Source organism: Niveibacterium sp. COAC-50 (assembly GCF_013184235.1).
Taxonomy (GTDB): Bacteria; Pseudomonadota; Gammaproteobacteria; order Burkholderiales; family Rhodocyclaceae; genus Niveibacterium; species Niveibacterium microcysteis.
Map to the genome: position 1 here is coordinate 411,272 of NZ_JABCJM010000001.1, position 20,607 is coordinate 431,878.

Sequence of the window (20,607 nt, forward strand, 5' to 3'; positions counted from 1 at the left end):
CGGTTTACGGTCAGGGGGCGCAGAACTTGAAGGCATCGTGCGCTGCGCCAGGCGTTGCGCCAAAAGCAAAGGGCCCCGCCAAGGCGGGGCCCTTTTGTCGACCTTTCGGACGAACCGGCGTTGCTTACAGTTCCTTGGCGTGGCTGGCCAGGTACTCGGCGACACCGGCGGTCGAGGCCTTCATGCCGGCCTTGCCCTTGTTCCAGCCTGCCGGGCAAACCTCGCCGTGCTCTTCCGTGAATTGCAGCGCATCGACCATGCGGATCATTTCGTCGACGTTGCGGCCCAGCGGCAGGTCGTTGACGACCTGGTGACGCACGACGCCGGCCTTGTCGATCAGGAAGGAGCCGCGGAACGCGACACCACCGGCGGCTTCCACGTCGTACGCACGGCAGATGTCGTGCTTGATGTCGGCAACCAGGGTGTAGCCGACTTGGCCGATACCGCCGTTGTTGACCGGAGTGTTCTTCCACGCGAGGTGGGTGAATTGCGAGTCGATCGAGACCCCGATCACTTCAACGCCGCGCTGCTTGAACTCTTCCAGGCGATGGTCGAAGGCGATCAGCTCGGACGGGCAGACGAAGGTGAAATCCAGCGGGTAGAAGAAGATCACGCCGTACTTGCCCTTGAGGGCGTCCGACAGCTTGTAGTTTTCAACGATCTCGTTGTTGCCGAGAACGGCGGTTGCGACGAAATCCGGGGCTTGCTTGCCGACGAGAACAGCCATTTGATTCTCCTTGTTGAATGTCCGGGAAGCCGGGAGTCTTGCCGCGCGGAGCCCCGTGATGTGTCCGGTGCGAGCACCGGGCCGGGGTCTGCACTGCTTGCGGGCAGGACGCACTGGCTTCCAAGTGGGTTGGGCGCGGGAGTATTCCCGACACCTTGAAGGGCGTCAAACCTTGCTGTAGCAAACTCTCATTCTAGACCGTCGGGCGCTCGGAAAAACCCCATGTCACCGAATCGTCATCTTCGGCCGGATTGCGCAACACATCGGTGACCCGCGCGGCCGGCGGGCCGCGCCGAGCCCAGGTCACGAGCGCCTCGATGGCCTCTGGCCGGCCGCGCACGAAGGCCTCCACGCTGCCATCGCGGCGATTGCGCACCCAGCCGGCGATCTCGAGTCGTTCGGCCACCTGCACCATCGACCAGCGGTAGCCAACGCCCTGGACGACGCCGGTGATCAGCAGGTGTTCGGTGCGCAGTGTCTTCATGCCAGTTTCCTCAGAAGTCGTGCCTCTTCCACGCCCGCTTGCAGCGTGTCACAGAAGTGGTTGTTGCCAATACGGTCAGCGAAGCCGGAGCGCTGGATGATCGACAGCGGCTGCTTGTTGAGGCCGCACAGCACAAGGTCCGCCTTTGCCTTGCGCAGGTCGCGCAGCAGGTTGTCGAGCATTTCCAGTGCGGTGGTGTCGAGGTTGATCACCTTGTACATGTCCAGCACCACGATTGTGCCTTCGAGTTGCTTCACGTCGAGTTCATCTTCGATCTTGCCGACCGAGCCGAAGAACATCGAGCCGAACAGGTGGAAGGCCGCGATGCCTTCGTTGCTCGCGCCGTCCGGCCCCTGTGCCGGCAGGGCGAGGCGTTCTACACCCGACAGCGTCTGAACCCGGTAGATGAAGAACAGGCTCGCCAGCACCATGCCGATTTCGACCGCCAGCGTGAGGTCGAAGATCACCGTGATCAGGAAAGTCGCCAGCAGCACGACGCGGTAGTTCAGCGAATAGCGCCGCAGTTCGCGGAACTCATGCCACTCGCCCATGTTGATCGATACCAGCACGACGATCGCCGACAGGGTTGCCAGCGGCACATAGGCGGCCGCCGGCGCGGCGATCAGCACCACCAGCAGCAGGGTGATCGAGTGGGCGATGCCGGCAACCGGCGTGCGGCCACCGCTGCGCACGTTGGTTGCGGTGCGGGCGATGGCGCCAGTGGCGGCAAAGCCGCCGAACAGTGGCGCCGCCAGATTCGCGAGCCCCTGTGCCATCAACTCCTGGTTGGGGTCATGGCGGTCCTCGATCGCGGCATCCGCCACCCGTGCCGACAACAGCGATTCGATTGCGCCGAGCAGCGCGATGGTGATGGCCGGCGAAATCAGGCGGCCAAGATCGGAGAGCGTCAGCTCGGGCAGGCTAATCGGCGGGATCGCCTGGGGGATGCCGCCGAAGCGACTGCCAATGGTTTCCACCGGCAGCTTCAGCACGGCGTTGGCCGCCGTTGCGATGACCAGCACCGCGAGCGGGCCGGGCACCCGCGCCATCCATGCCACACGCTTTGCCATGCGGTTCCAACCCAGCAATACGCCGAGCGATGTGAAGGCGAGGAGCACCGTGGGCACATCGGCATGTGGGACCGCATAGAACAGCGTGCGGACCTTGGCGAAGAACTCGGCCGGCAGGTTTTCGATCGGCAGGCCGAGGAAATCCTTGATCTGTGCGAGGAAGATCACCACTGCGATGCCGTTGGTGAAGCCGATCACCACGGTGCGCGGGATGAAGCGGATCAGGCTGCCGAGCCGCGCGAGCGCGAGGCCAACGAGGATCGCACCGGCCAGCATCGTCGCGATCAGCAGATTCTGCACGCCGTAGTGCGCGACGATGCCGTAGATGATCGGGATGAAGGCGCCGGTCGGGCCGCCGATCTGTACGCGTGAGCCGCCAAGGGCTGCAATCAGCAGGCCGGCGACGATGGCGGTCCAGATGCCTGCGGTGGGCGACATGCCGCTGGCAATCGCAAAAGCCATCGCAAGCGGCAGCGCGAGCACGCCGACGGTCAGGCCGGCCGAGAGGTCTTGTGTGAGTTGTTGCCGGCTATAGCCGGGCAGGGTGACGAACAGTTTCGGTTTGAAGTTGATCACGGTGAAGCGCTCCAATGCATTGACGGTAGGTGGGGTCATGCATGGCGCAGGCGCCGGGGCCGACCCGGTGCTGCGTGATCCAGCGTTTGGTACGGGTCAACGGCATCGCGTCACACCAGCTTCAGCCACAGTGCAACGATCAGCGGAATCAGCATTGCCGCGACCAGCCCGTGGATGCCGAGCGCGAGGCCCGCGAAGGCGCCGGCCTCCGGGTGCTCCTGAAAGGCCCGCGCGGTGCCGATACCGTGCGCCGCGGTGCCCAGCGCAAAGCCCCGCACTGCGGGGCGATGCACGCCGAAGTTGTCGAGCAGGCTGGGGCCGGCCACGGCGCCGACCACACCGGTGAGGATGCAGAACACTGCAGTCAGCGATGGCGGCCCGCCGATCTGTTCGGTGATGCCCATCGCGATAGGCGTGGTGACGGACTTCGGAATCAGGGCCAGCAGCGTTTCGTGGCTGGCGCCCAACGCCCACGCGGTGAGCACCGCACTGGCGGCACCGGCCGCGCCGCCGCCGATCAGGCCCACCGCAAGCGCGAGGCGGATGCGCCGCATGCGCGACCACATCGCGGCCATCGGCACCGCGAACGCCACCGTAGCGGGGCCGAGCAGGAAGTGCACGAACTGTGCACCTTCGAAGTAGCGCTGATAGTCCTCGCCAACGAGCGAGATGCCGGTCGCCAGCAGCACGATCGTGATCGCGACCGGGTTGGCCAGCGGATGGTTGTTGAGGCGGCGCGCCAGCGCCAGCGCCAGCAGGTAGGCGCCCAGCGTCGCGCTCAGCGCGAACAGTGGCGAGGCCGATAGATAGACCCACAGCCGGAAGATGTCGTCGCGGATCGGCAGCACCGTCACGATTCGTCCTCCTGCGGCGACTCCGGCTCGGGCGCCAGCCGGTGCGCGACCCAGGCCGTGACGACCAGGCCAACCGAGGTGCTGACCAGCAGCGCGACGACAATCGGCAGCCATTCGGCCCGCAGCCGCGGCAGGAACATCACGATACCCACGCCGGCTGGCACGAACAGCAGCGCGAGATGGCCATGCAGCATTTCTGCCGTCGGCCGCAGCCGTTCGATCCAGTGCGGCCGGGCGCGCAGCACCGCGAAAAGCCCCAGCAGGCCGAGCACCGGGCCGGGGATCGGCAGATGCAGCAGGCGCGCAAGCCCCTCGCCCACCAGTTGAAATACGAGCAGGGCGAGCAGGCCTTCCAGCATCAGCGTGTCATCAAGGTTGGGTTGTCGATCCGTCCTGCGGCATTTGCTTCAGGACTTCGGCGAGCATCTTCACTGCAGCGACCAGGATCGTTGCAAGGCCGCCGAAGGTGAAAACCAGCGCCTGCAGCGTCGAGCCCGGAACGTTGTTGAAGAAGAAGCCAGGACCATGCACCAGGTAGCCGGCGCCCAGAGCGAGCGCCAGCACGCCCGCCACGTCCACCAGGGCCCACATCATGATGGTGGGCGTCGGGCGGACGCGGCGTTTGGGGCGGTTGAGCATCGCTGCGTGGCCTCAGCGGACCCGCATGCCGGGCGTTGCGCCCGAATCCGGCGACAGAATGAACAGGCCCGGCGTGTTGCCGGTGTCATCCGATGCGGCGAGCACCATGCCTTCGCTCATGCCGAACTTCATTTTGCGCGGCGCGAGGTTGGCTACCATCACCGTGAGGCGGCCGACCAGCGTGGCCGGGTCGTAGGCCGACTTGATGCCGGCGAAGACCTGGCGCGGCTTCTCTTCGCCGATATCCAACTGCAGCTTCAGCAGCTTGGCAGCGCCTTCGACATGCTCGGCCGAGACGATCTTCGCGATGCGCAGATCGACCTTGCCGAAGTCGTCGATGCTGATGAAGGGCTCGAACTCGTCAGCCTTCTTCGCTTCTTCCACCGCTTCGTGCGTCTGGTGCTGGCTGTGGCGCTGGGGCTGCTCCGGCGCCGTCGGCGGGATGTTTTCCGGCGGCGGGAACAAGGCCTCGAGTTGCTTGGGATCGACGCGGGTCATCAGATGCTCGTAGGGGTTGATCGTTGCCAGCAGGCTGCTGTCGTCCCAACGCGAGAAATCGCAGTTGAACAGACGGCCCACCTTGCCCGCCACGGCAGGCATCACCGGCGCCAGCATGCGGGTGAGGCGCGCGAAGGCGTTCAGCGCCACCGAGCAGACGCGGTGCAGGTCCGCTTCGCGGCCTTCCTGCTTCGCCAGTTCCCACGGGGCATTGGCATTGACGTATTCGTTGGTGCGATCGGCCAGTGCCATGATTTCGCGGATCGCCTTCGAGTACTCACGGCCTTCGAGGAAGTCGCCGACCGGGCCGGCTGCCGCGGCGATGGCCGACAGCAGCGCGGCACCCTCGGTGCCGAACTCGGTCGAGACCTTGCCGCCGAAGCGCTTGGTGACGAAACCGGCGCAGCGGCTGGCGATGTTCACGTACTTGCCGATCAGGTCCGAATTGACGCGCGCGAGGAAATCCTCGGAGGTGAAATCCACATCCTCGACGTTGGCGTTGAGCTTGGCGGCGATGTAATAGCGCATCCACTCGGCGTTCATGCCGAGCTCCAGGTAGCGCAGCGGCGAGATGCCGGTGCCGCGGGACTTGCTCATCTTCTCGCCCGACACGGTCATGAAGCCATGCACGAAGACGTTGTTCGGCACCTTGTAAGGCGTGCCGGCGAAATGCAGCATCGCGGGCCAGAAGAGGCAGTGGAAGTAGACGATGTCCTTGCCGATGAAGTGGATCTGCTCGGTCTGCGTGTCCGCGAGGAAGGCGGCCATGTCACCGCCGAGCTTGTGGAAATGGTTCTTCAGGCTCGCGAGATAACCGATCGGCGCATCCAGCCAGACATAGAAATACTTGCCCGGCGCATCGGGGATCGGAATGCCGAAATAAGGTTCGTCGCGCGAGATGTCCCAGTCCGCGAGCCCGTCACCGGACTCCAGCCACTCCTTCGCCTTGTTGGCGATCTGCGGCTGCAGCCGGCCGTCCTGGGTCCAGCCGCGCAGGAACTCGACGCAGCGCGGGTCCGACAGGCGGAAGAAGAAGTGTTCGGACTGCTTGATCACCGGCGTGGCGCCCGAGAGCGCCGAGTACGGGTTCTTCAGCTCGGTCGGTGCGTATACCGCACCGCAGCTCTCGCAGTTGTCGCCGTACTGATCCTTCGCGCCACAGCGCGGGCACTCGCCCTTGATGTAGCGGTCGGGCAGGAACATCGACTTGACCGGATCGAAGAACTGCTCGATCACCTTGCGGTCGATGAAGCCCGCTTCGCGCAGTCGCACGTAGATGTCCTGCGACAGTTCGACGTTCTCCGGCGAATCGGTCGAGTGCCAGTTGTCGAAGCGGATATGGAAGCCGTCGAGGTACTGCGGGCGGCCAGCCGCAATGCCGGCGACCAACGCCTGCGGCGTGATGCCCTCGGCCTCGGCCTTGAGCATGATCGGCGCGCCGTGCGCATCGTCCGCGCAGACGAAGTGCACTTCGTGACCGCGCATTCGCTGATACCGCACCCAGATGTCGGCCTGGGTGTATTCCATGATGTGGCCGATATGGAAGGCGGCGTTCGCGTAGGGCAGGGCGGTCGTGACGAAGAGCTTGCGATGTGGCGCGGTCATGTGCGTTCCGGGACAGCGGGGAAAACGTGAATTCTAGCAAGCGGCGCGCGCTTCGGCCGCGCCAGTACTGGAATTCGTGGGTTTCATGCACGAGGTCAGCGCCCTCGTCGGCGCTTGTCTGTGCTGCGCGGCGGCCGCAGCGACGCGGTTATTGGAGATCGAGTGCGCGGAGTCACCCGTTTAGCCGTGATAAACTTGAGCAAATCAGTCGGGTTTGCGCCCGGGTTTGTTCCGTTTCCAGCGAGTGCATCGATGAGTCTCAGCCAGCAACAGCTTCTCGAACACGTCGGCAGCCTGACCGACCCTAACACCGGCAAACCCTACGCCGCAGCCAAGGCCGTGAAGGCCGCATCGATCGATGGCGGCCGCGCCAAGGTAACGATCGAGCTTGGTTACCCGGCCAGCAGCCAGTTCGCTGCGATTCGTGCGCAAATCGAGACCGCAGTGAAGGCGCTGCCGGGCGTCGAGTCGGTTGCTGTGGAAGTCAGCAGCCGCATCGTGCCGCACACGGTTCAGGGCAATGTGAAGCTGTTGCCGGGCGTGAAGAACATCATCGCGGTGTCGTCCGGCAAGGGCGGCGTAGGCAAGAGCACGACGGCGGTGAACCTCGCGCTGGCGTTGGCCAGCGAAGGCGCGCGGGTCGGCATTCTGGATGCCGATATCTACGGCCCGAGCCAGCCTCAGATGCTGGGTCTGAACGATGCGCGGCCCGAGAGTGAAGACGGCAAGACCATGATTCCGCTGCAGGCTCATGGGCTGCAGGCGAATTCGATCGGTTTCCTGGTCGATGTCGAGCAGCCGATGGTGTGGCGTGGGCCGATGGCTACGCAAGCGCTGCGCCAGTTGCTGATGGATACCAACTGGGACGATCTCGACTACCTGGTGATCGACATGCCACCGGGCACCGGCGACATCCAGCTCACCCTGGCGCAGATCGTGCCGGTGACCGGCGCGGTGATCGTCACCACCCCGCAGGACATTGCGCTGCTCGATGCCCGCAAGGGCCTGAAGATGTTCGAGAAGGTCGGCATCCCGATCCTTGGCATCGTCGAGAACATGAGCATCCACATCTGCTCGAACTGCGGGCACCAGGAACACATCTTTGGCGCCGGTGGTGGCGAGAAGATGTGTGCCGATTACGGCGTGCCCTTCCTTGGTGGCCTGCCGCTGGATATCCGCATCCGTGAGCAGACGGATTCGGGCTCGCCGACCGTGGTGGCCGATCCGACCGGGCCGCTGGCCGACGCCTACCGCGGCATCGCACGCAAGGTGGCGATCTCGATTGCGGAGCGTCAGCGCGACATGCGCTTCAAATTTCCGAATATCGTGGTGCAGAACACCTAAGAAAAAACGCCGGCACTGCCGGCGTTTTGTTTTGGTGCGAGGTGGTCAGCGTACCGAGACCCACCAGACCAGCAGCGCGACGACTGCGGCGCCGCCCAACAGGGTGGCGATCAGCCGGACGCGGGCGCCGCCGTCGCCGACCGGCGTCGAGGGCACCGGCGTATCGCTGTCCGGCCCCATCACCATGATGGTCGTCGCCGCATGCTGGTTCGGCATGACGGTGGGCGGGTCCGGCAGCCGGTTGACGCGCGGCGGCGGAGCGATCGGCGTAACCGTCGCCGGGCCGGGAATGTGACGCGGCACATCCTGCAGGCGTGCGGCAGCGCGCTGCGGCGTTGGCCGATACTCGTCCGGCAGCACGGGTGGTGGTTCGTCGTCGGTCGCGTCGTCGTGTGGTTCCGACGTGAGCGACTGGATCGATTCCAGGTACGTGGCGACCATGCTGTGTTCGGCCGCCGCATCGGTCGGCATGTCGGCGAGGGCCTCGGCGATTTCGGGTTGCGCAGGCGCTGCACGCCGCGCCGACGGCGGCACGATCATCGTCGGCATCACCGAATGGTCTGCGGTATCGACATGGCGCGCGTCGAAGCTGTGCTGCACCCCTTCGGTTCGTTCGAAGGTCGGGTGTGGTTCAGCGACCAAGGCCGGCGAGGCGAGGTGGGTACGCTCTGGATCGAACGGCTCGGCCATGCCGGCGCTGCGTTCGGGTTCCGGCGTGTTCATGTACGACGGCGTCAGCGTATCCGGCAAGCTGACCGGAGCCAGCACATCGGCGGGTTGCGTTGCCGCTGCGACGGGTGCGCTGGGGGCGCTCGCCGGTGTGGCGGCAGGCGCGACGACAGGCGCAGCGGTCACCACCGGTTCTGCCGCTGCGGCGACCGGGGCTTGCGCGGCCGGCGCGGGTGCGGGGGTCACGGTGGCATCGGGCATCGGCTCTGCGTAGGCCTTCATGCCGATGCGCGCGAGCACGGCGACGTAGCGCTGGGCGCTGACCGGGTCGAGCCCCTTCTTCAACACCGCAAGGCGCCCGGAGAACATCAGGCCGGCTTGTTCGATCGTGGCGCCAAGCCGCTCGGCGGCGGTCTGCATGACCTGTTCGCGGACATGTCCATCGAGCACTTCACCCCGGAATGTGATCCGGTAGCGCGTTTCCATCGGGATACCTGGCCTTTCGGTGTAGTCGTATTGGACCGGCGGGGGCCGGAAAACCTTGAATGATAGACGGGTAGCGATGCCCTGACAGCCTCAGCCTTCCCGCCGAATCAGAATTTTGCGTTGGGGCGGCGAATCGTGATGTGCCATCCGTCACTGCCGCGCAGACCGGCGTCCCATATTTCACCCCAACCGACCACTTGGCCGGCTTGGCGGAACACCGGCAAGGCTGTGCGCCACCATGGCGGCACGCGCGCGTCGCGGCCCAGGGTTTTCAGGTCGCGCGCCGGGCGCGCTGCGTGCGGCCGCAGACGTTCGCCGCCACGGCGCGCCGAGAGCGTCAGGTCGCCGGGTGTCAGCTGTAGGCCCGCCGTGCTCGTTTGCTCGAAGTGCAACTCGACGCAACCCCAATGCAGGAGCGCCTCACCCTGCCAGACGCAATCCGGGCCGGCATGGGGGCGGGGCGCGCGCTCGAACCAGATGTCATCGTCTTCGACACACAATGCCCAGGCGCCAAAACCGGCACGCCAGGGGCTCGTTGCGCAGCGCAACTGGCGCAGCGCTTCGGTGAGTTGATCGGTGTCGGGGGCTGCGTAACCCTGTGCGGCAAGCCGCGCGCGCAGCAGGTTGCGCAGGCGCGCATCGCTCAGGGCGAGCAAAGCCGCGCGCGATGCGCCGCGAGTGCTTGCAACATGCGCGTGGTCGATGGCGGCGAGTTCGTCGAGCAGGCCGGCAGCTTCGTCGAAATGCCCCGCCGCCCGCGCGAGTGCCGCCTCGGCCCCGGGAAAGCGGGTGCTCAGCGGGGCGAGCAGCGCATGGCGGATGAAATTGCGGCTGAAGTGCGTGTCGGCGTTGCTCGGGTCTTCAATCCAGCAGAGTTGTTCCGCTTGCGCCCAGGCGAGCAGTTCGGAACGCGGGGTGTCGAGCAGCGGACGCAGAAGGCCGGGCGGGCCGCCGCGCTGATCCGCTTCGCGCATCGCGGCAGCGCCGTGTACGCCCGTGCCGCGGCTCAGGCGGTGCAGCAGGGTCTCGGCTTGGTCGCCGCGATGGTGTGCTAGCACCAGCCAGTCGCCGCCGAGTTCGCGCAGCGCGGCGTGGCGGGCTGCGCGGGCTGCGGCCTCGATGCCGATGCCCTGTGTGGTATCGACCTTGACTCGCAGGGTCGTCAGCGGCACGCCCAGCCTGTCGCAAACGTCGCCGCAGTGCGCGGCCCATGCGTCGGCGCTGGCTTGCAGGCCGTGATGCACATGGGCGGCGCGCAGCGTGAGCCCGAGCGTGGGCGCCCAGCGTGCGAGCAGATGCAGCAGTACGGTGGAATCAAGCCCGCCACTGAATGCGGCGGTGAGGGTTTGGCCGGGCTGTGTAAGCCGGGCCAGGCGGAAGCGAAAGTGTTCGACAAGCGGCACGGCGCCCGGAGTGCCGGGCGCCTTTGGCCGCTCTGGATCAGGCAACCGCCTGCTCCTTGAAGCGGCCGTAGCTCATGATCTTCTGGTAACGCTGTTCCAGCAGTTCATTGGTCGGCAGGTCAGCGACTTGGCGCAGTGCATCGGCCAGCGCGCGCTTGAGGCTCTGCGCCATGGCGCGGTGGTCGCGGTGGGCGCCGCCGACCGGCTCGTTGACGACCTTGTCGATCAGGCCGAGCGACTTGAGGCGCGACGCGGTGATACCCATGGTCTCGGCGGCGTCGGGCGCCTTGTCGGCGCTCTTCCAAAGAATCGACGCACAACCCTCGGGCGAGATCACCGAGTAGGTCGAGTACTGCAGCATCAACAACTGGTCGCCCACTGCGATGGCCAGCGCACCGCCCGAGCCACCTTCACCGATGATGGTGGCAATCAGCGGCACCTTCAGCTCGGCCATCACATAGAGGTTTCGGCCGATCGCCTCGGACTGGCCGCGCTCTTCCGCGTCGATGCCAGGGTAAGCGCCGGGGGTGTCGACGAAGGTGAAGATCGGCAGGCCGAACTTTTCGGCGAGCCGCATCAGGCGCTCCGCCTTGCGGTAGCCCTCGGGGCGCGGCATGCCGAAGTTGCGCAGGATCTTTTCCTTGGTGTCGCGCCCCTTCTGGTGGCCGATCACCATGCACGGCGTGCCATTGAAGCGTGCCATGCCGCCGACGATTGCCTTGTCATCGGCAAAGTTGCGATCGCCGTGCAATTCCTTGAAGTCGGTGAACAGGTGCTGCACGTAATCCAGCGTGTAGGGGCGCTGGGGGTGGCGCGCGACCATCGCGATCTGCCAGGGCGTGAGCTTGGCGTAGATGTCCTTGGTCAGCGCTTGGCGCTTGACTTCAAGGCGGGCGATTTCCTCGGAGATGTCCACCGCGGAGTCGTCCTGTACGAAGCGCAACTCTTCGATCTTGGTTTCAAGCTCCGCGATCGGTTGCTCGAAGTCGAGGGCAGTGATTTTCATGCCATACCGCTTTTTGAAAGGTGGGCGATTGTACCCGATGGGCTCGCAGGGATATTCCGTTGCTGCTGAAGCAGTTGATTTGGTGCCGCTTTCAGGAGGCGGCCACCTGGTAGCTGCGGATTTCGTGGTCGGCGCCGCGTTCGATCAGCTCGCCGGGCAGCAGCTTGAGGGCCTTGTTCTGCCCCAGCAGGAAGAGTGGCGCGCCCGGCCGTACGCCGGGCAGGGGCACCGCAAGGCGGATCGTGGCGTCGCGGTGCAGGGGGTCGAGCAACAGCACCCGCACGTTTTGCGCGCCATCGTCGGCATGTGCAGCCATCGGATGCCAGGAAATGACTTCGACGCCGACGTGCAGCGTGTTGTCCGACAAATGCTGCATCCGCCGGACGATACCGGCGAGCCAGCGCGTGCCGTCGTGCGAGTGCAGGCCGAGCAGCGCGCCGACGCGCAGGCGGCTGCGTTCGTCGACCGGCAAGGTCAGGCCGATGCCGTGCAGGCTGGCGTCGCGCTGTTCCCACAGGCTCATCTGAGCGCTGGCCTTGCCCGACAGAAGTTCAGCGAGCGGTTCGAGGCCCTCGATCACATGCAGCTGGCCCGGCAGGGCGTGGCGCCGATGGCGCCGCACAGGCGGCTCTTCCGACCAGTGGCGGGCAAAGTGGCGCAGCAAGGGGCCGAGGTGCGGCGCGTCATCCGGTTCGACGCCGAGGGCCGGCGGCAGCGTACCGCCGCGCACCATCAGCTCCATTTCGAACAGCGCGTCGAGTGTTGAGCCGCCGCTGAAGTAGCGCACAGTCGGGCTTGCTTGCGGCTGCCGAGCCATCCGCACCGGGCTTTGTGCCAGCGCCGGGTCCACCCAGAAGACGCTGTCGCGCTCGGGTGTTTCGGTCAGGCGAAGCGTGCCCAGCACGTAGTGGATTACGTGGCCGGCGAGCAGGATCTGGCGCTCGTCCAGTTCGTCCATCGCGGCGGTGGCAAAGGCAACCGTGCGCAGGTACTCGCGTGCCGTGGTTGTTTCGGTTTGCCGGTTGCTGCGCAGCCGCACCGGTTGTTCAAGCAGATTGTGCTGGGCCGCGGCCAGATAGGCCTGGCCGCAGCGCCGCCAGTGGTTCGGATCATAGGGGCCATAACGAAGCGCATCCCAGCGCTGGGCGGCGCTGGCTGCCCGCAGCAAGCGCACTGCGACGTCGGCGGTGAGTTGCACATAGGGCTTGCGGCCATTGCCGAGCAGGCGCAGCAGGTCTTCGTAGCGCTCGCACAGCAGGTGCAGGAAGGCGCGTGTTGCCTGCCAGCGGGCGGTCGAGCTTGGCGACCATTTCAGGCGGCTTTCGACATAGCGGTCGGCCAGCGCGCGGGCGTGCGGCTGCATTGCCTCGTCGAAGCTCACGAGCAGGCGCAGCAAGGCGGTCGGGTCGCTGCCTTCTTCCGGTGCGCCAACCGTCTCAAGCCAGCCGGTCGCCTCGCGCAACGCGTCGTCCGGCGTGTGCGCGCCGATTTCCGTGACCGCGCGCTGCAGTTCGCGCAAATCGGCCAAGGGGTGATCCGGGCGGGAAGGGAATAGCTTGAGCATGCCGATTCTCTGTGAATTCCGTCACGATTCTACGCTGTGGTGGCGGCGCGTCTCTACCTTCTTAATCAGCCGTGCAAGCGCGCCGCCACCGGTACAATGACGGCTTTTTCCGGCCGGGCTTTACCCATGCGGCAGTATCACGAACTCATGCGCCATGTGCTCGAACGCGGTCATCGCAAGTCCGACCGCACTGGCACTGGCACCCTCTCGGTCTTCGGCTGGCAGATGCGTTTCGATCTGGCCGAGGGCTTTCCGCTCGTTACAACGAAGAAGTTGCACCTTCGCTCGATCATCCACGAACTGCTGTGGTTCCTGCAGGGCGATACGAACATCCGCTACCTGAAGGAAAACGGCGTTTCGATCTGGGATGAGTGGGCCGACGAAAACGGCGAACTCGGCCCGGTGTATGGCAAACAGTGGCGACGCTGGGAGACGGCGGACGGCCGTACGGTCGACCAGATCACCCTGCTTGTCGAAGGGCTTAAGAAGAACCCGGATTCGCGCCGCCACCTTGTGTGTGCATGGAACCCGGGCGAAGTGGACAAGATGGCGCTGCCGCCCTGTCACGCGCTGTTCCAGTTCTACGTCGCAGACGGCAAGCTCTCCTGCCAGCTATACCAGCGCAGCGCGGATATCTTCCTCGGCGTGCCGTTCAACATCGCAAGCTATGCGTTGCTGACGCTGATGATTGCGCAGGTCTGCGGCTACCAGCCGGGTGACTTCGTGCACACGCTGGGCGACGCGCATCTGTACTCAAACCATCTGGATCAGACCCGCCTGCAGCTCTCGCGTGAGCTGCGTCCGCTGCCGACGATGCGCCTGAACCCCGAGGTGAAGGATTTGTTCGCCTTCCGCTTCGAGGATTTCACGCTTGAAGGCTACGACCCGCATCCTCACATCTCTGCGCCGGTGGCCGTGTAATGACGAAACTTGCCCTGATCGCCGCAGTCGCGCGCAACGGCACGATCGGCCGTGACAACGCGCTGCCATGGCGCCTGCGGGATGATCTCAAGCGTTTCAAGTCGCTCACGCTCGGGCACCCGATCGTGATGGGCCGCAAGACCTGGGACTCGCTTGGGCGCCCCTTGCCGGGCCGGCGCAACATCGTGGTCACGCGCCAGCGCGATTTGCAGCTCGAGGGTGCCGAGGTCGTGCATTCGCTCGACGAAGCGCTGGCGCTTTGCGGCGCTGTCGAGCGCGCCTTCGTGATTGGTGGTGCGCAGCTGTACGCCGAGGCGCTGCCGCGCGCCGACGAGCTGTGGCTGACCGAGGTGCAGGCGGAGGTCGACGGTGACGCCCACTTCCCGGATTGGCGGGATGCGGGCTTTACGGTGGTTCGCCGCGAGGGGCACCCGGCCGACGAGGCCCACGACCACCCCTTTGATTTTGTTGATTACGTTCGTTCCTGAAAACTGCAACGCAGAAGACCATGTCCGGAGATCATTTCCACGTCCACGGGCCGCATGACCATGCGGTCGAACACGCTGGCCACGGCGGCGACAATTTCTCGTCGCAAATCGCCGTGATGACCGCCATCCTGGCGACCGTCGGCGCGCTATTCAGCTACGAAGGCGGCGCCACGCAGAACGACGCGATGCTGCACAAGAACCAGGCTGCGATCCTCAAGACCGAAGCCGCCAACCAGTGGGCTTACTACCAGTCCAAGGGCAACAAGCAGAACCTTGCCGAGCTGGGCAGTGCGCTGAGCGCCGAGGACAAGCGGCCCAAGTTCGAGGCAGACGCCGCGCGCTACAAGGCCGAGAAGGAAGAGATCAAGAAGAAGGCCGACGAACTGGAGGCTCGCGTCAAGGAAGAAGACGAACTGAGCGAGCAGGCGATGCATGTGCATCATCGCTGGGCGCAGGCCATGACTGCGATCCAGATCGCGATTTCGCTTGCTGCGATCACTTTGCTGACGCGCAAGAAGTGGCTGCAGTACGGCGCCTGGGGCACGGCCGCATTCGGCTCGGCGCTGGCGGCGCTGGCGCTTGCCCACATCTGAGCGGCACGCTCAGCAAACAAGAAAGGGCCCCGCGGGGCCCTTTCTTTTGTTGGGTGGTACTAACGACGATGCAGAACGAGTGGTTCCAGCAGGTCGGATGCGCCGCCCCAGAAGATCTCTATGCCGATGCACAGCAACACGAAGGCTGTGAGGCGCAGCATCACGGTAGTGCCGGTCTTGCCAAGCAGGCCGACGATGCGGTCGGCGAAGCCGTAGCAGAGGTAGATGATGATCGCGACGATCAACACCGCGAGCAGAGCGCCGAGCGGGGCGGCGATCGGGCGTTTGCCACCCTGGTAGACGCTCGCGCCCAGCGTCAGCGCAACCGCGATCGAGCCGGGCCCGACGGTGAGCGGGAAGGTGTGCGGATAGAAAGCGCGGCTTTCCGCGACCGGGCGGCTCCATTCGATGTGCGAGCCCGCGTCGTCATGGTGGGCGTCGTCCGTCTGCAGCATCTTCCAGCCGATCGAGGCGACCAGCATGCCGCCCGCCACCTTCACTGTGGCGGCGGAGATACCGAAGTACTCCAGCACATACGAGCCGATGAACATTGCCGCGAGCAGCAGCAGCGAGGCGTTCCATGCCACTTGCCGCGCGAGGTAGCGGCGAGTGTCGGCCGACGCGCCACGGGTCAGTAGCAGGAAGATCGGTGCGCCACCCGGTGGGTTGATGATTGGCAGCAACGCGGCGAGGATCAGCGCGGTGTTCTTGACTGCGTACTGAAAGATTTCGAGCATCGGGCCGGCACCTGCGGGGCAAAGCGCGATTGTGCCGCAAGCCGCCTTATTGCGGCGCCCAGCGGCGGCGGAACAGCCATGCGGCCGCCGCGCCCCAGCCGACGATCTGTGCGGCCAGCGCGAGCAGTTCCGTCGCGATCGAGGTAAACGGCGCGCCCAGCTGGTTCACCGCGAGCGATGCCTGAATGCCCGGCGTGCTGGGAAGCAGCCAGCGCAGCGTGGCGATCGGCTCCGGCAATGATTCGGCTGGCCACGGAAAGCCGGAGACGAACAGCATTGGGATCGACGAGAACAGCAGCAGTTGCATGCCGCGCTCACGCACGTCGAAAAACTGCCCGAGGCACAGTCCAAAGGCACTGCTTGCCAGGGCGAAGAGCGCAGCCAGCGCAAGCATTTCGACCAGACGGGGCGCCTGCGGGTAGCCCTGGAAATGGAACACGAAACCGAAGAAATACAGCGCGTTGAGCAGGCCGATCGCCGCGAATGCCGCCCACAGCCCGAAGAAGCCTGACCAGGGGCGAGCCTGCAAGCGGGTGGGCAGCGGCGCGAGCCCAGCGCGTCGTTGTTCAGCCCACAAACCCAGCAGCAAGGACATGCCGATCACGAGCGTCTGTTGCACGATCAGCGGTGCCACCCCGGGCACGACGTAGCTGCCATAGCCTTCATTGACGTTGAACGCTGGTCGCGCGATGTAATTCACCGGCATCGCGGCGTCCAGCGCCTGCTGCATGGACGCGCCATGGCTGGCGAAGCGGCGCACATCTATGCCGGCTGACAGCGTGCCGGCGGCTGCCGCAAAGCCACTCAGCACCGTTTTGTTGATCAGCGCGTAGGCGGCGTTGCCGGCGATCTGCACCTCCACCCGTTTTCCGCGCTGCAGGTCGGCCTTGAAGCCGGCGGGAATCAGCGCAAGGCCCAGCACCTCGCCGCTTGCGAGTGCCGCCTGTGCCGCAGGCAGATCGCGGCCGATCTGCCGCACGGCGAGTTGCGGACTGGCCATGGCGAACCGGATCAGCTGTCGCGAGAGCGGTGAATCGTCCTGATCCACGACTGCCACTGGCACGCGTTCGACGGTCTCGCGCTCGTACGGCAGCGGGTAGAAGAAGGAATACGCTACGCAGGCACCGAGCAAGAGCAGCACCGCGCCTGCGTCGGCGAGCACCGCTCGCCAGGTTGCCAACATCGCGCGCACGAAGCTCATCGGGCGCCCCAGCGCTCAGGCTGCGATGCGACACGCCGCAGCGCGAGCACGCTGCCAAGCGCGCCAATCGCGAGCATCAGCAGCAGCGCCGAAACGGGCTTCGCCGATGCGGCGATCGGCACATCCATCAGCCAGTGCTGGTTTTGCAGTTGAATCCACCAGGTCAGCGGCAGGATCGCCGCCCAGGCTTTTGCGGCCGCCGGCATCGCCATCAGCGGAAACGCCTGGCCGACGTAGGCGAAGGCTGGCGCGGTGTAGAAGCCCACCACGCTGAGTGCGCTGCGCAGGTTGGCGGTGGCGGCGGCGACCAGCGCACCCAGCAGCAGGTAAGCCGCCACCATCACCAGCATGCCGCTCAGTAGCAGTGCGCGCGAGGCGGCGGCGACCTCGGCCCTCAGCAGCCCCCAGGCGAGCAGAAAGATCACGCCCCAGGCGCTGAATGCGATGAAGGCGGGCAGTAGCTTGCCCAGCAGCGCCGAGGCGTGGTGAGCGTCGGCCGCAGTAAGCCATTCAGGCACGCTGCGGTCGCGGATCTCGCGACCCACGGCGCTGGCACCCACGACCATGATCAGGATCTGCAGGATCGCCGGCACCAGTGCGCCACCGAGAAAGGTCTGGTAGTCGATCGACTCGTTGTAGAGGCTCGTCAGGCGCAGATTGATCGCTTGCACGCTGTCGCGCACGGCGATCGCGGATTCGCCGCGCTTCTCGCGCGCGACCATGCGGATGCCGGCGGCGAAGGTCATCGTTGCAGCCTGTACATCCTTGGCGAGGATGCCGGCTGCCGTCGCGAACTGTGCGTCGTAGAAGAACAGCACATCGCCTTGCTCGCCGCGCTTGATCTGGCGCTCGAAGCCTTGCGGGATCTCGATCACGCCGTAAAGCGAGCGGCTGCGCATGGCCTGCATCGCGGCCGTGTGATCAGCCGGGTTGGCGGCGATACGAACACCGGGCGCCGCGTCGATCAGGCGCGCCAGCTGGCGCGAAAGAGGTGTGTGATCGGCATCGATCAGACCGACCGGCAGTTCGCGGATCTGCCCGGCAGAGAAGATCGCGGCGATCATCAGACAGGTCAGCAAGGGCAGCCATAGCAGCAGCGCTTGGTCCCAGCGGTCGTGTGCCAGGTGCGAGAGCTCGCGCCGCAGGCTGCGGCGGAAGGCCGACGTGGCCATGCCTCAGGGGCGCACGATCACGCTCATGCCGGGCCGCAGATCCGGCGGCGGCGCGAGCGGCTTTGCGCGGACCTCGAAGGTGCGCAGGTCTACCCCTTGCGTACCCCGCACATTCTTCCAGGTCGCGAAATCGGGCAGCGGTGCCAGCCAGGTGACTTTCATTCGCAGGGCCTTGCCGAGCGCGGGCAGTTCTGCGTCGAATTCCGCTCCTTGCTTGAAGCGAGCGAGTTGGTCTTCGCGCACGTTGAGCACCGCCCAGCTGTCACCCCGGTCCACCAGCGACACCACCGCGTAACCCTGCGGCGCGATCTCGCCTGCGCGGATCTGCACCTTCGCGACTTCGCCCGCCGCCGGCGCGAGGATGCGCGTTTCACGCCGATAGGCTTGCACCTCTGACATCGCACCGGCCGCCTGCCGCACTTGTGCCGCCGCCGCCGCCTTGTCCTCGCTGCGCGCGCCGTTGCGGGCCATGTCGTACTGCGCGCGGGCGGCGTCGGCCTGCGCACGGGCCGCATGCGCCTGGGTTTGCGCCTCGTCGTGCTTCTGCTGCGCGATCAGGCCCTCGCGGTAGAGCGAGGCCACGCGCCGCGCGGTGGTCTCGGCGAGCTCGGCACCCGCAACGGCGCGCTGCCAGTTGAGCTCCGCCATGCGGATCTCTTCGCTGCGCGCGCCGCTCTGCGCCTTGGTGCTGACGGACTCTGCGGCGTCGTGTGCCGCGGTGGCCTGCGCGAGCTTGGCGTCGAGTTCTGGGCTTTCCAGTTCGAAGAGAGCCTGCCCCGCGCTAACGCGTTGTCCTTCCTCGATCAGCACGCGGGCAACCCGGCCCGGCACCTTGCTGGCGACGTCGACGGTGCGCGATTCGATCTGCCCCTGGATCGGCAAGGGGGCCGGGTGCGTGGCGGCCCAAACGCCCCAGGCGACAAGCCCTAGCGCGGCGATGCCGGCGATTGCGGCGACAAGTGGTTTGCTGTTCATGGTTGGCGACCCGCGGCAGGGTTGGGGCGTTCGATCCGTATGTCGGCGTGTGCGGCGTATTCGGTAAAACGCTCGCTTTGGCCGCTGGCTTCCAGCAGCTCGGCGAGTGCAACGACATAGTCGCGGGCAGCCTGAGCGCGGTCGATTTCGGCGCGTGACAGCGACAGCCGTGCGTCGACCAGATCCAGCGAGGTGCTGAGCCCCTCACCGAAGCCGCGCTCGCGCAGTTGTACGTTCTCCTTCGCCAGCGCGATGCTCGATTCGAGCAGCAGGTAGCGCTGGCGGGCCTGTTCGAGTTCGCGCCAGCGTTTCTCGATCAGCGTGGCGATGTCGTCGCGCGCCTGTTCTGTGTATGCAACGACGCCCGCACTCTGGCGCTGGCTCGCCGCAATCATGCTGCTGCGATCAAGGCGGTCGAACAGCGTGAAGCGCACGCCGACGCCGACGATCCAGTCCGGTTCCACCGGTGTCAGCACTTCTTTGTTGAGCTGGTAAGTGCCGAAGGCGAAGACCTCGGGCAGCAACGCCGAGCGGGCGATGGTTTCGAGCTGCGCAGTCTGCTGGCGCTTGGCGTCAAGTAGCGCGAGGCCGGGGTGCGCGGCGAGCCCGTGCTGGGTCCAGGTCTCGATCGGCTCGACCGGCGCGCTGCGCACGAAGAGCGGCGAGGACGGCACCACATCCTGTGTGGCGGCGAGCATCCGGTTCAGTGCAATCTGCGCGAGTGCGCGATCGTCCTGCGCCTTGAACAACTTGCGCTTCGCTTCGTCGTAGGCGACTTGTGCGTGCAGGCGGTCGGCCCGCGCGATCAGGCCGGTCTTCTCGAAGCGTTCGGCCTGGTGCAGGTGCTGGGTCAATGCGTCGAGCACGGCGCTGCGGACTGCGACCGCATGCTCGGCGAGTTGCAAGCCGTAGTAGTACTTCACCAGCTGAGTGGTGAGCGCTTCCTCGGTATGGCGCACCTCGGCGCCGGCCTCGGCGGTGCGCGCGGCGGCGAGATCCTGCGTGGCGCTGATCTTGCCGCCGGTAAATAGCGGCCAGTTGAAACCGAGGATCGGCCGCACGCCTTCGTTCTTGTACTTGTAATCGAGCGTGGCGGGCAGCGCCGGCAGCTTCACGCCGGTGGCGCCGCCGATCGCACCGACTGCCTGGTTCAAAGCGCCGGTAATCGGCGCCACATCGACTTCGTAGTTGCGCTCCAGTTTCGAATACGCCACCGTTGCATTTACCTGCGGTAGCGATAGCGAGCGGGTGGCTTCGGCTTCGAGTTCGCGTGCCTCGCGGTTCAGCCGCGCTGCACGCAGCGTGCCGGACTTGTCGGCGAGGCGCAGCTGGGCCGCGTCGAAGCTCATCGGTTCGGCGTGCACGCTTGCCATACCGATGCTCAGGATGAGGCCGGCGAGCGGGCGCCAGGCGCCTGTGCGGAGAAAAGGCGGGCCTGCAGTGCGGGCGGGTTTGAACACGTTGGCTTCTCGGTTCAGCGGAACCGCATGTTAGCCCTCGCATCACTGCTCAGGCAATTGCGGAAGTAGGCGGCGGCCATGGGTTCGACGGCCGCCGGTTTCAGCCTTGTGCCGCAGCTGAAACCGGCGCGGCCA

Annotated in this window: 20 protein-coding genes; 4 read left to right on the forward strand and 16 right to left on the reverse strand. The window is 65.9% G+C overall.

Going from position 1 to position 20,607, the window contains the following annotated elements; translation table 11 throughout:
• Window positions 1-124: 124 nt before the first annotated feature.
• From HH302_RS01815 to metG, 7 genes are all read right to left on the reverse strand, one after another.
• Window positions 125-727, reverse strand: coding sequence for a peroxiredoxin (locus tag HH302_RS01815; protein WP_172197348.1), 603 nt, complete (start codon window positions 725-727; stop codon window positions 125-127).
• Window positions 728-920: 193 nt separating this feature from the next.
• On the reverse strand, window positions 921-1,211 hold the full coding sequence (locus HH302_RS01820) for an acylphosphatase (protein ID WP_172197351.1): 291 nt from the start codon (window positions 1,209-1,211) through the stop codon (window positions 921-923).
• Window positions 1,208-2,896: a SulP family inorganic anion transporter gene (locus tag HH302_RS01825; protein WP_172197354.1), complete on the reverse strand. Its 1,689-nt coding sequence runs from the start codon at window positions 2,894-2,896 to the stop codon at window positions 1,208-1,210. Before HH302_RS01825 ends, HH302_RS01820 begins: the two co-directional genes overlap by 4 nt.
• A gap of 71 nt (window positions 2,897-2,967) precedes the next feature.
• The gene (locus HH302_RS01830; protein WP_343073305.1) at window positions 2,968-3,711 is read right to left on the reverse strand and encodes an LrgB family protein; all 744 of its coding nucleotides are present in this window, start codon (window positions 3,709-3,711) and stop codon (window positions 2,968-2,970) included.
• Window positions 3,708-4,070, reverse strand: coding sequence for a CidA/LrgA family protein (locus HH302_RS01835; protein WP_172197360.1), 363 nt, complete (start codon window positions 4,068-4,070; stop codon window positions 3,708-3,710). Before HH302_RS01835 ends, HH302_RS01830 begins: the two co-directional genes overlap by 4 nt.
• Window positions 4,071-4,080: 10 nt before the next feature.
• The gene (locus tag HH302_RS01840; protein WP_172197363.1) at window positions 4,081-4,350 is read right to left on the reverse strand and encodes a hypothetical protein; all 270 of its coding nucleotides are present in this window, start codon (window positions 4,348-4,350) and stop codon (window positions 4,081-4,083) included.
• Between the two features lie 12 nt (window positions 4,351-4,362).
• Window positions 4,363-6,453: a methionine--tRNA ligase gene (gene metG / locus HH302_RS01845; protein WP_172197366.1), complete on the reverse strand. Its 2,091-nt coding sequence runs from the start codon at window positions 6,451-6,453 to the stop codon at window positions 4,363-4,365.
• A 252-nt stretch (window positions 6,454-6,705) separates the two neighbouring features.
• Here metG and apbC point away from each other — a divergent pair, with 252 nt between their 5' ends.
• Entirely contained in the window at window positions 6,706-7,797 is a 1,092-nt protein-coding gene (gene apbC, locus HH302_RS01850) for an iron-sulfur cluster carrier protein ApbC (RefSeq protein ID WP_172197369.1), read from the forward strand.
• Window positions 7,798-7,842: 45 nt separating this feature from the next.
• On the opposite strand, the gene HH302_RS01855 is transcribed toward apbC, so the two are convergent.
• From HH302_RS01855 to HH302_RS01870, 4 genes are all read right to left on the reverse strand, one after another.
• The gene (locus HH302_RS01855) at window positions 7,843-8,952 is read right to left on the reverse strand and encodes a hypothetical protein (protein ID WP_172197372.1); all 1,110 of its coding nucleotides are present in this window, start codon (window positions 8,950-8,952) and stop codon (window positions 7,843-7,845) included.
• Window positions 8,953-9,059: 107 nt separating this feature from the next.
• Entirely contained in the window at window positions 9,060-10,400 is a 1,341-nt protein-coding gene (tilS, locus tag HH302_RS01860) for a tRNA lysidine(34) synthetase TilS (RefSeq protein WP_172197375.1), read from the reverse strand.
• Window positions 10,393-11,361 carry an acetyl-CoA carboxylase carboxyltransferase subunit alpha gene (locus tag HH302_RS01865; RefSeq protein WP_172197378.1) on the reverse strand — a complete coding sequence of 323 codons (969 nt, stop codon included), beginning with the start codon at window positions 11,359-11,361 and terminating at the stop codon, window positions 10,393-10,395. The genes tilS and HH302_RS01865 overlap by 8 nt, the downstream gene beginning before the upstream one ends.
• Before the next feature lie 91 nt (window positions 11,362-11,452).
• Window positions 11,453-12,925, reverse strand: coding sequence for a hypothetical protein (locus HH302_RS01870; RefSeq protein WP_172197381.1), 1,473 nt, complete (start codon window positions 12,923-12,925; stop codon window positions 11,453-11,455).
• Window positions 12,926-13,051: 126 nt separating this feature from the next.
• Between HH302_RS01870 and HH302_RS01875 the strand changes: the two genes are divergently transcribed.
• The 3 genes from HH302_RS01875 to HH302_RS01885 are packed head-to-tail and all read left to right on the forward strand — an operon-like array spanning window position 13,052 to window position 14,927.
• Window positions 13,052-13,846: a thymidylate synthase gene (locus tag HH302_RS01875; RefSeq protein ID WP_172197384.1), complete on the forward strand. Its 795-nt coding sequence runs from the start codon at window positions 13,052-13,054 to the stop codon at window positions 13,844-13,846.
• Window positions 13,846-14,334: a dihydrofolate reductase gene (locus tag HH302_RS01880; RefSeq protein ID WP_172197387.1), complete on the forward strand. Its 489-nt coding sequence runs from the start codon at window positions 13,846-13,848 to the stop codon at window positions 14,332-14,334. Before HH302_RS01875 ends, HH302_RS01880 begins: the two co-directional genes overlap by 1 nt.
• A gap of 20 nt (window positions 14,335-14,354) precedes the next feature.
• Complete coding sequence (locus HH302_RS01885) at window positions 14,355-14,927, forward strand: DUF4337 domain-containing protein (protein WP_172197390.1); 573 nt, start codon at window positions 14,355-14,357, stop codon at window positions 14,925-14,927.
• Between the two features lie 59 nt (window positions 14,928-14,986).
• Here the strand turns inward: HH302_RS01885 and HH302_RS01890 are convergent, their stop codons facing one another.
• From HH302_RS01890 to HH302_RS01910, 5 genes are read right to left on the reverse strand one after another with little or no spacing between them, the layout of a single operon-like run.
• Window positions 14,987-15,664, reverse strand: coding sequence for a MarC family protein (locus HH302_RS01890; RefSeq protein ID WP_172197393.1), 678 nt, complete (start codon window positions 15,662-15,664; stop codon window positions 14,987-14,989).
• Between the two features lie 46 nt (window positions 15,665-15,710).
• Window positions 15,711-16,865 (reverse strand): ABC transporter permease, encoded by a 1,155-nt coding sequence (locus HH302_RS01895; protein ID WP_172197396.1) that lies wholly within the window; start codon window positions 16,863-16,865, stop codon window positions 15,711-15,713.
• Window positions 16,862-18,037 (reverse strand): ABC transporter permease, encoded by a 1,176-nt coding sequence (locus HH302_RS01900; RefSeq protein WP_172197399.1) that lies wholly within the window; start codon window positions 18,035-18,037, stop codon window positions 16,862-16,864. Before HH302_RS01900 ends, HH302_RS01895 begins: the two co-directional genes overlap by 4 nt.
• A gap of 3 nt (window positions 18,038-18,040) precedes the next feature.
• Window positions 18,041-19,012 carry an HlyD family secretion protein gene (locus tag HH302_RS01905; RefSeq protein WP_172197402.1) on the reverse strand — a complete coding sequence of 324 codons (972 nt, stop codon included), beginning with the start codon at window positions 19,010-19,012 and terminating at the stop codon, window positions 18,041-18,043.
• On the reverse strand, window positions 19,009-20,385 hold the full coding sequence (locus HH302_RS01910; RefSeq protein WP_172197405.1) for a TolC family protein: 1,377 nt from the start codon (window positions 20,383-20,385) through the stop codon (window positions 19,009-19,011). The genes HH302_RS01905 and HH302_RS01910 overlap by 4 nt, the downstream gene beginning before the upstream one ends.
• Between the last annotated feature and the right edge of the window lie 222 nt (window positions 20,386-20,607).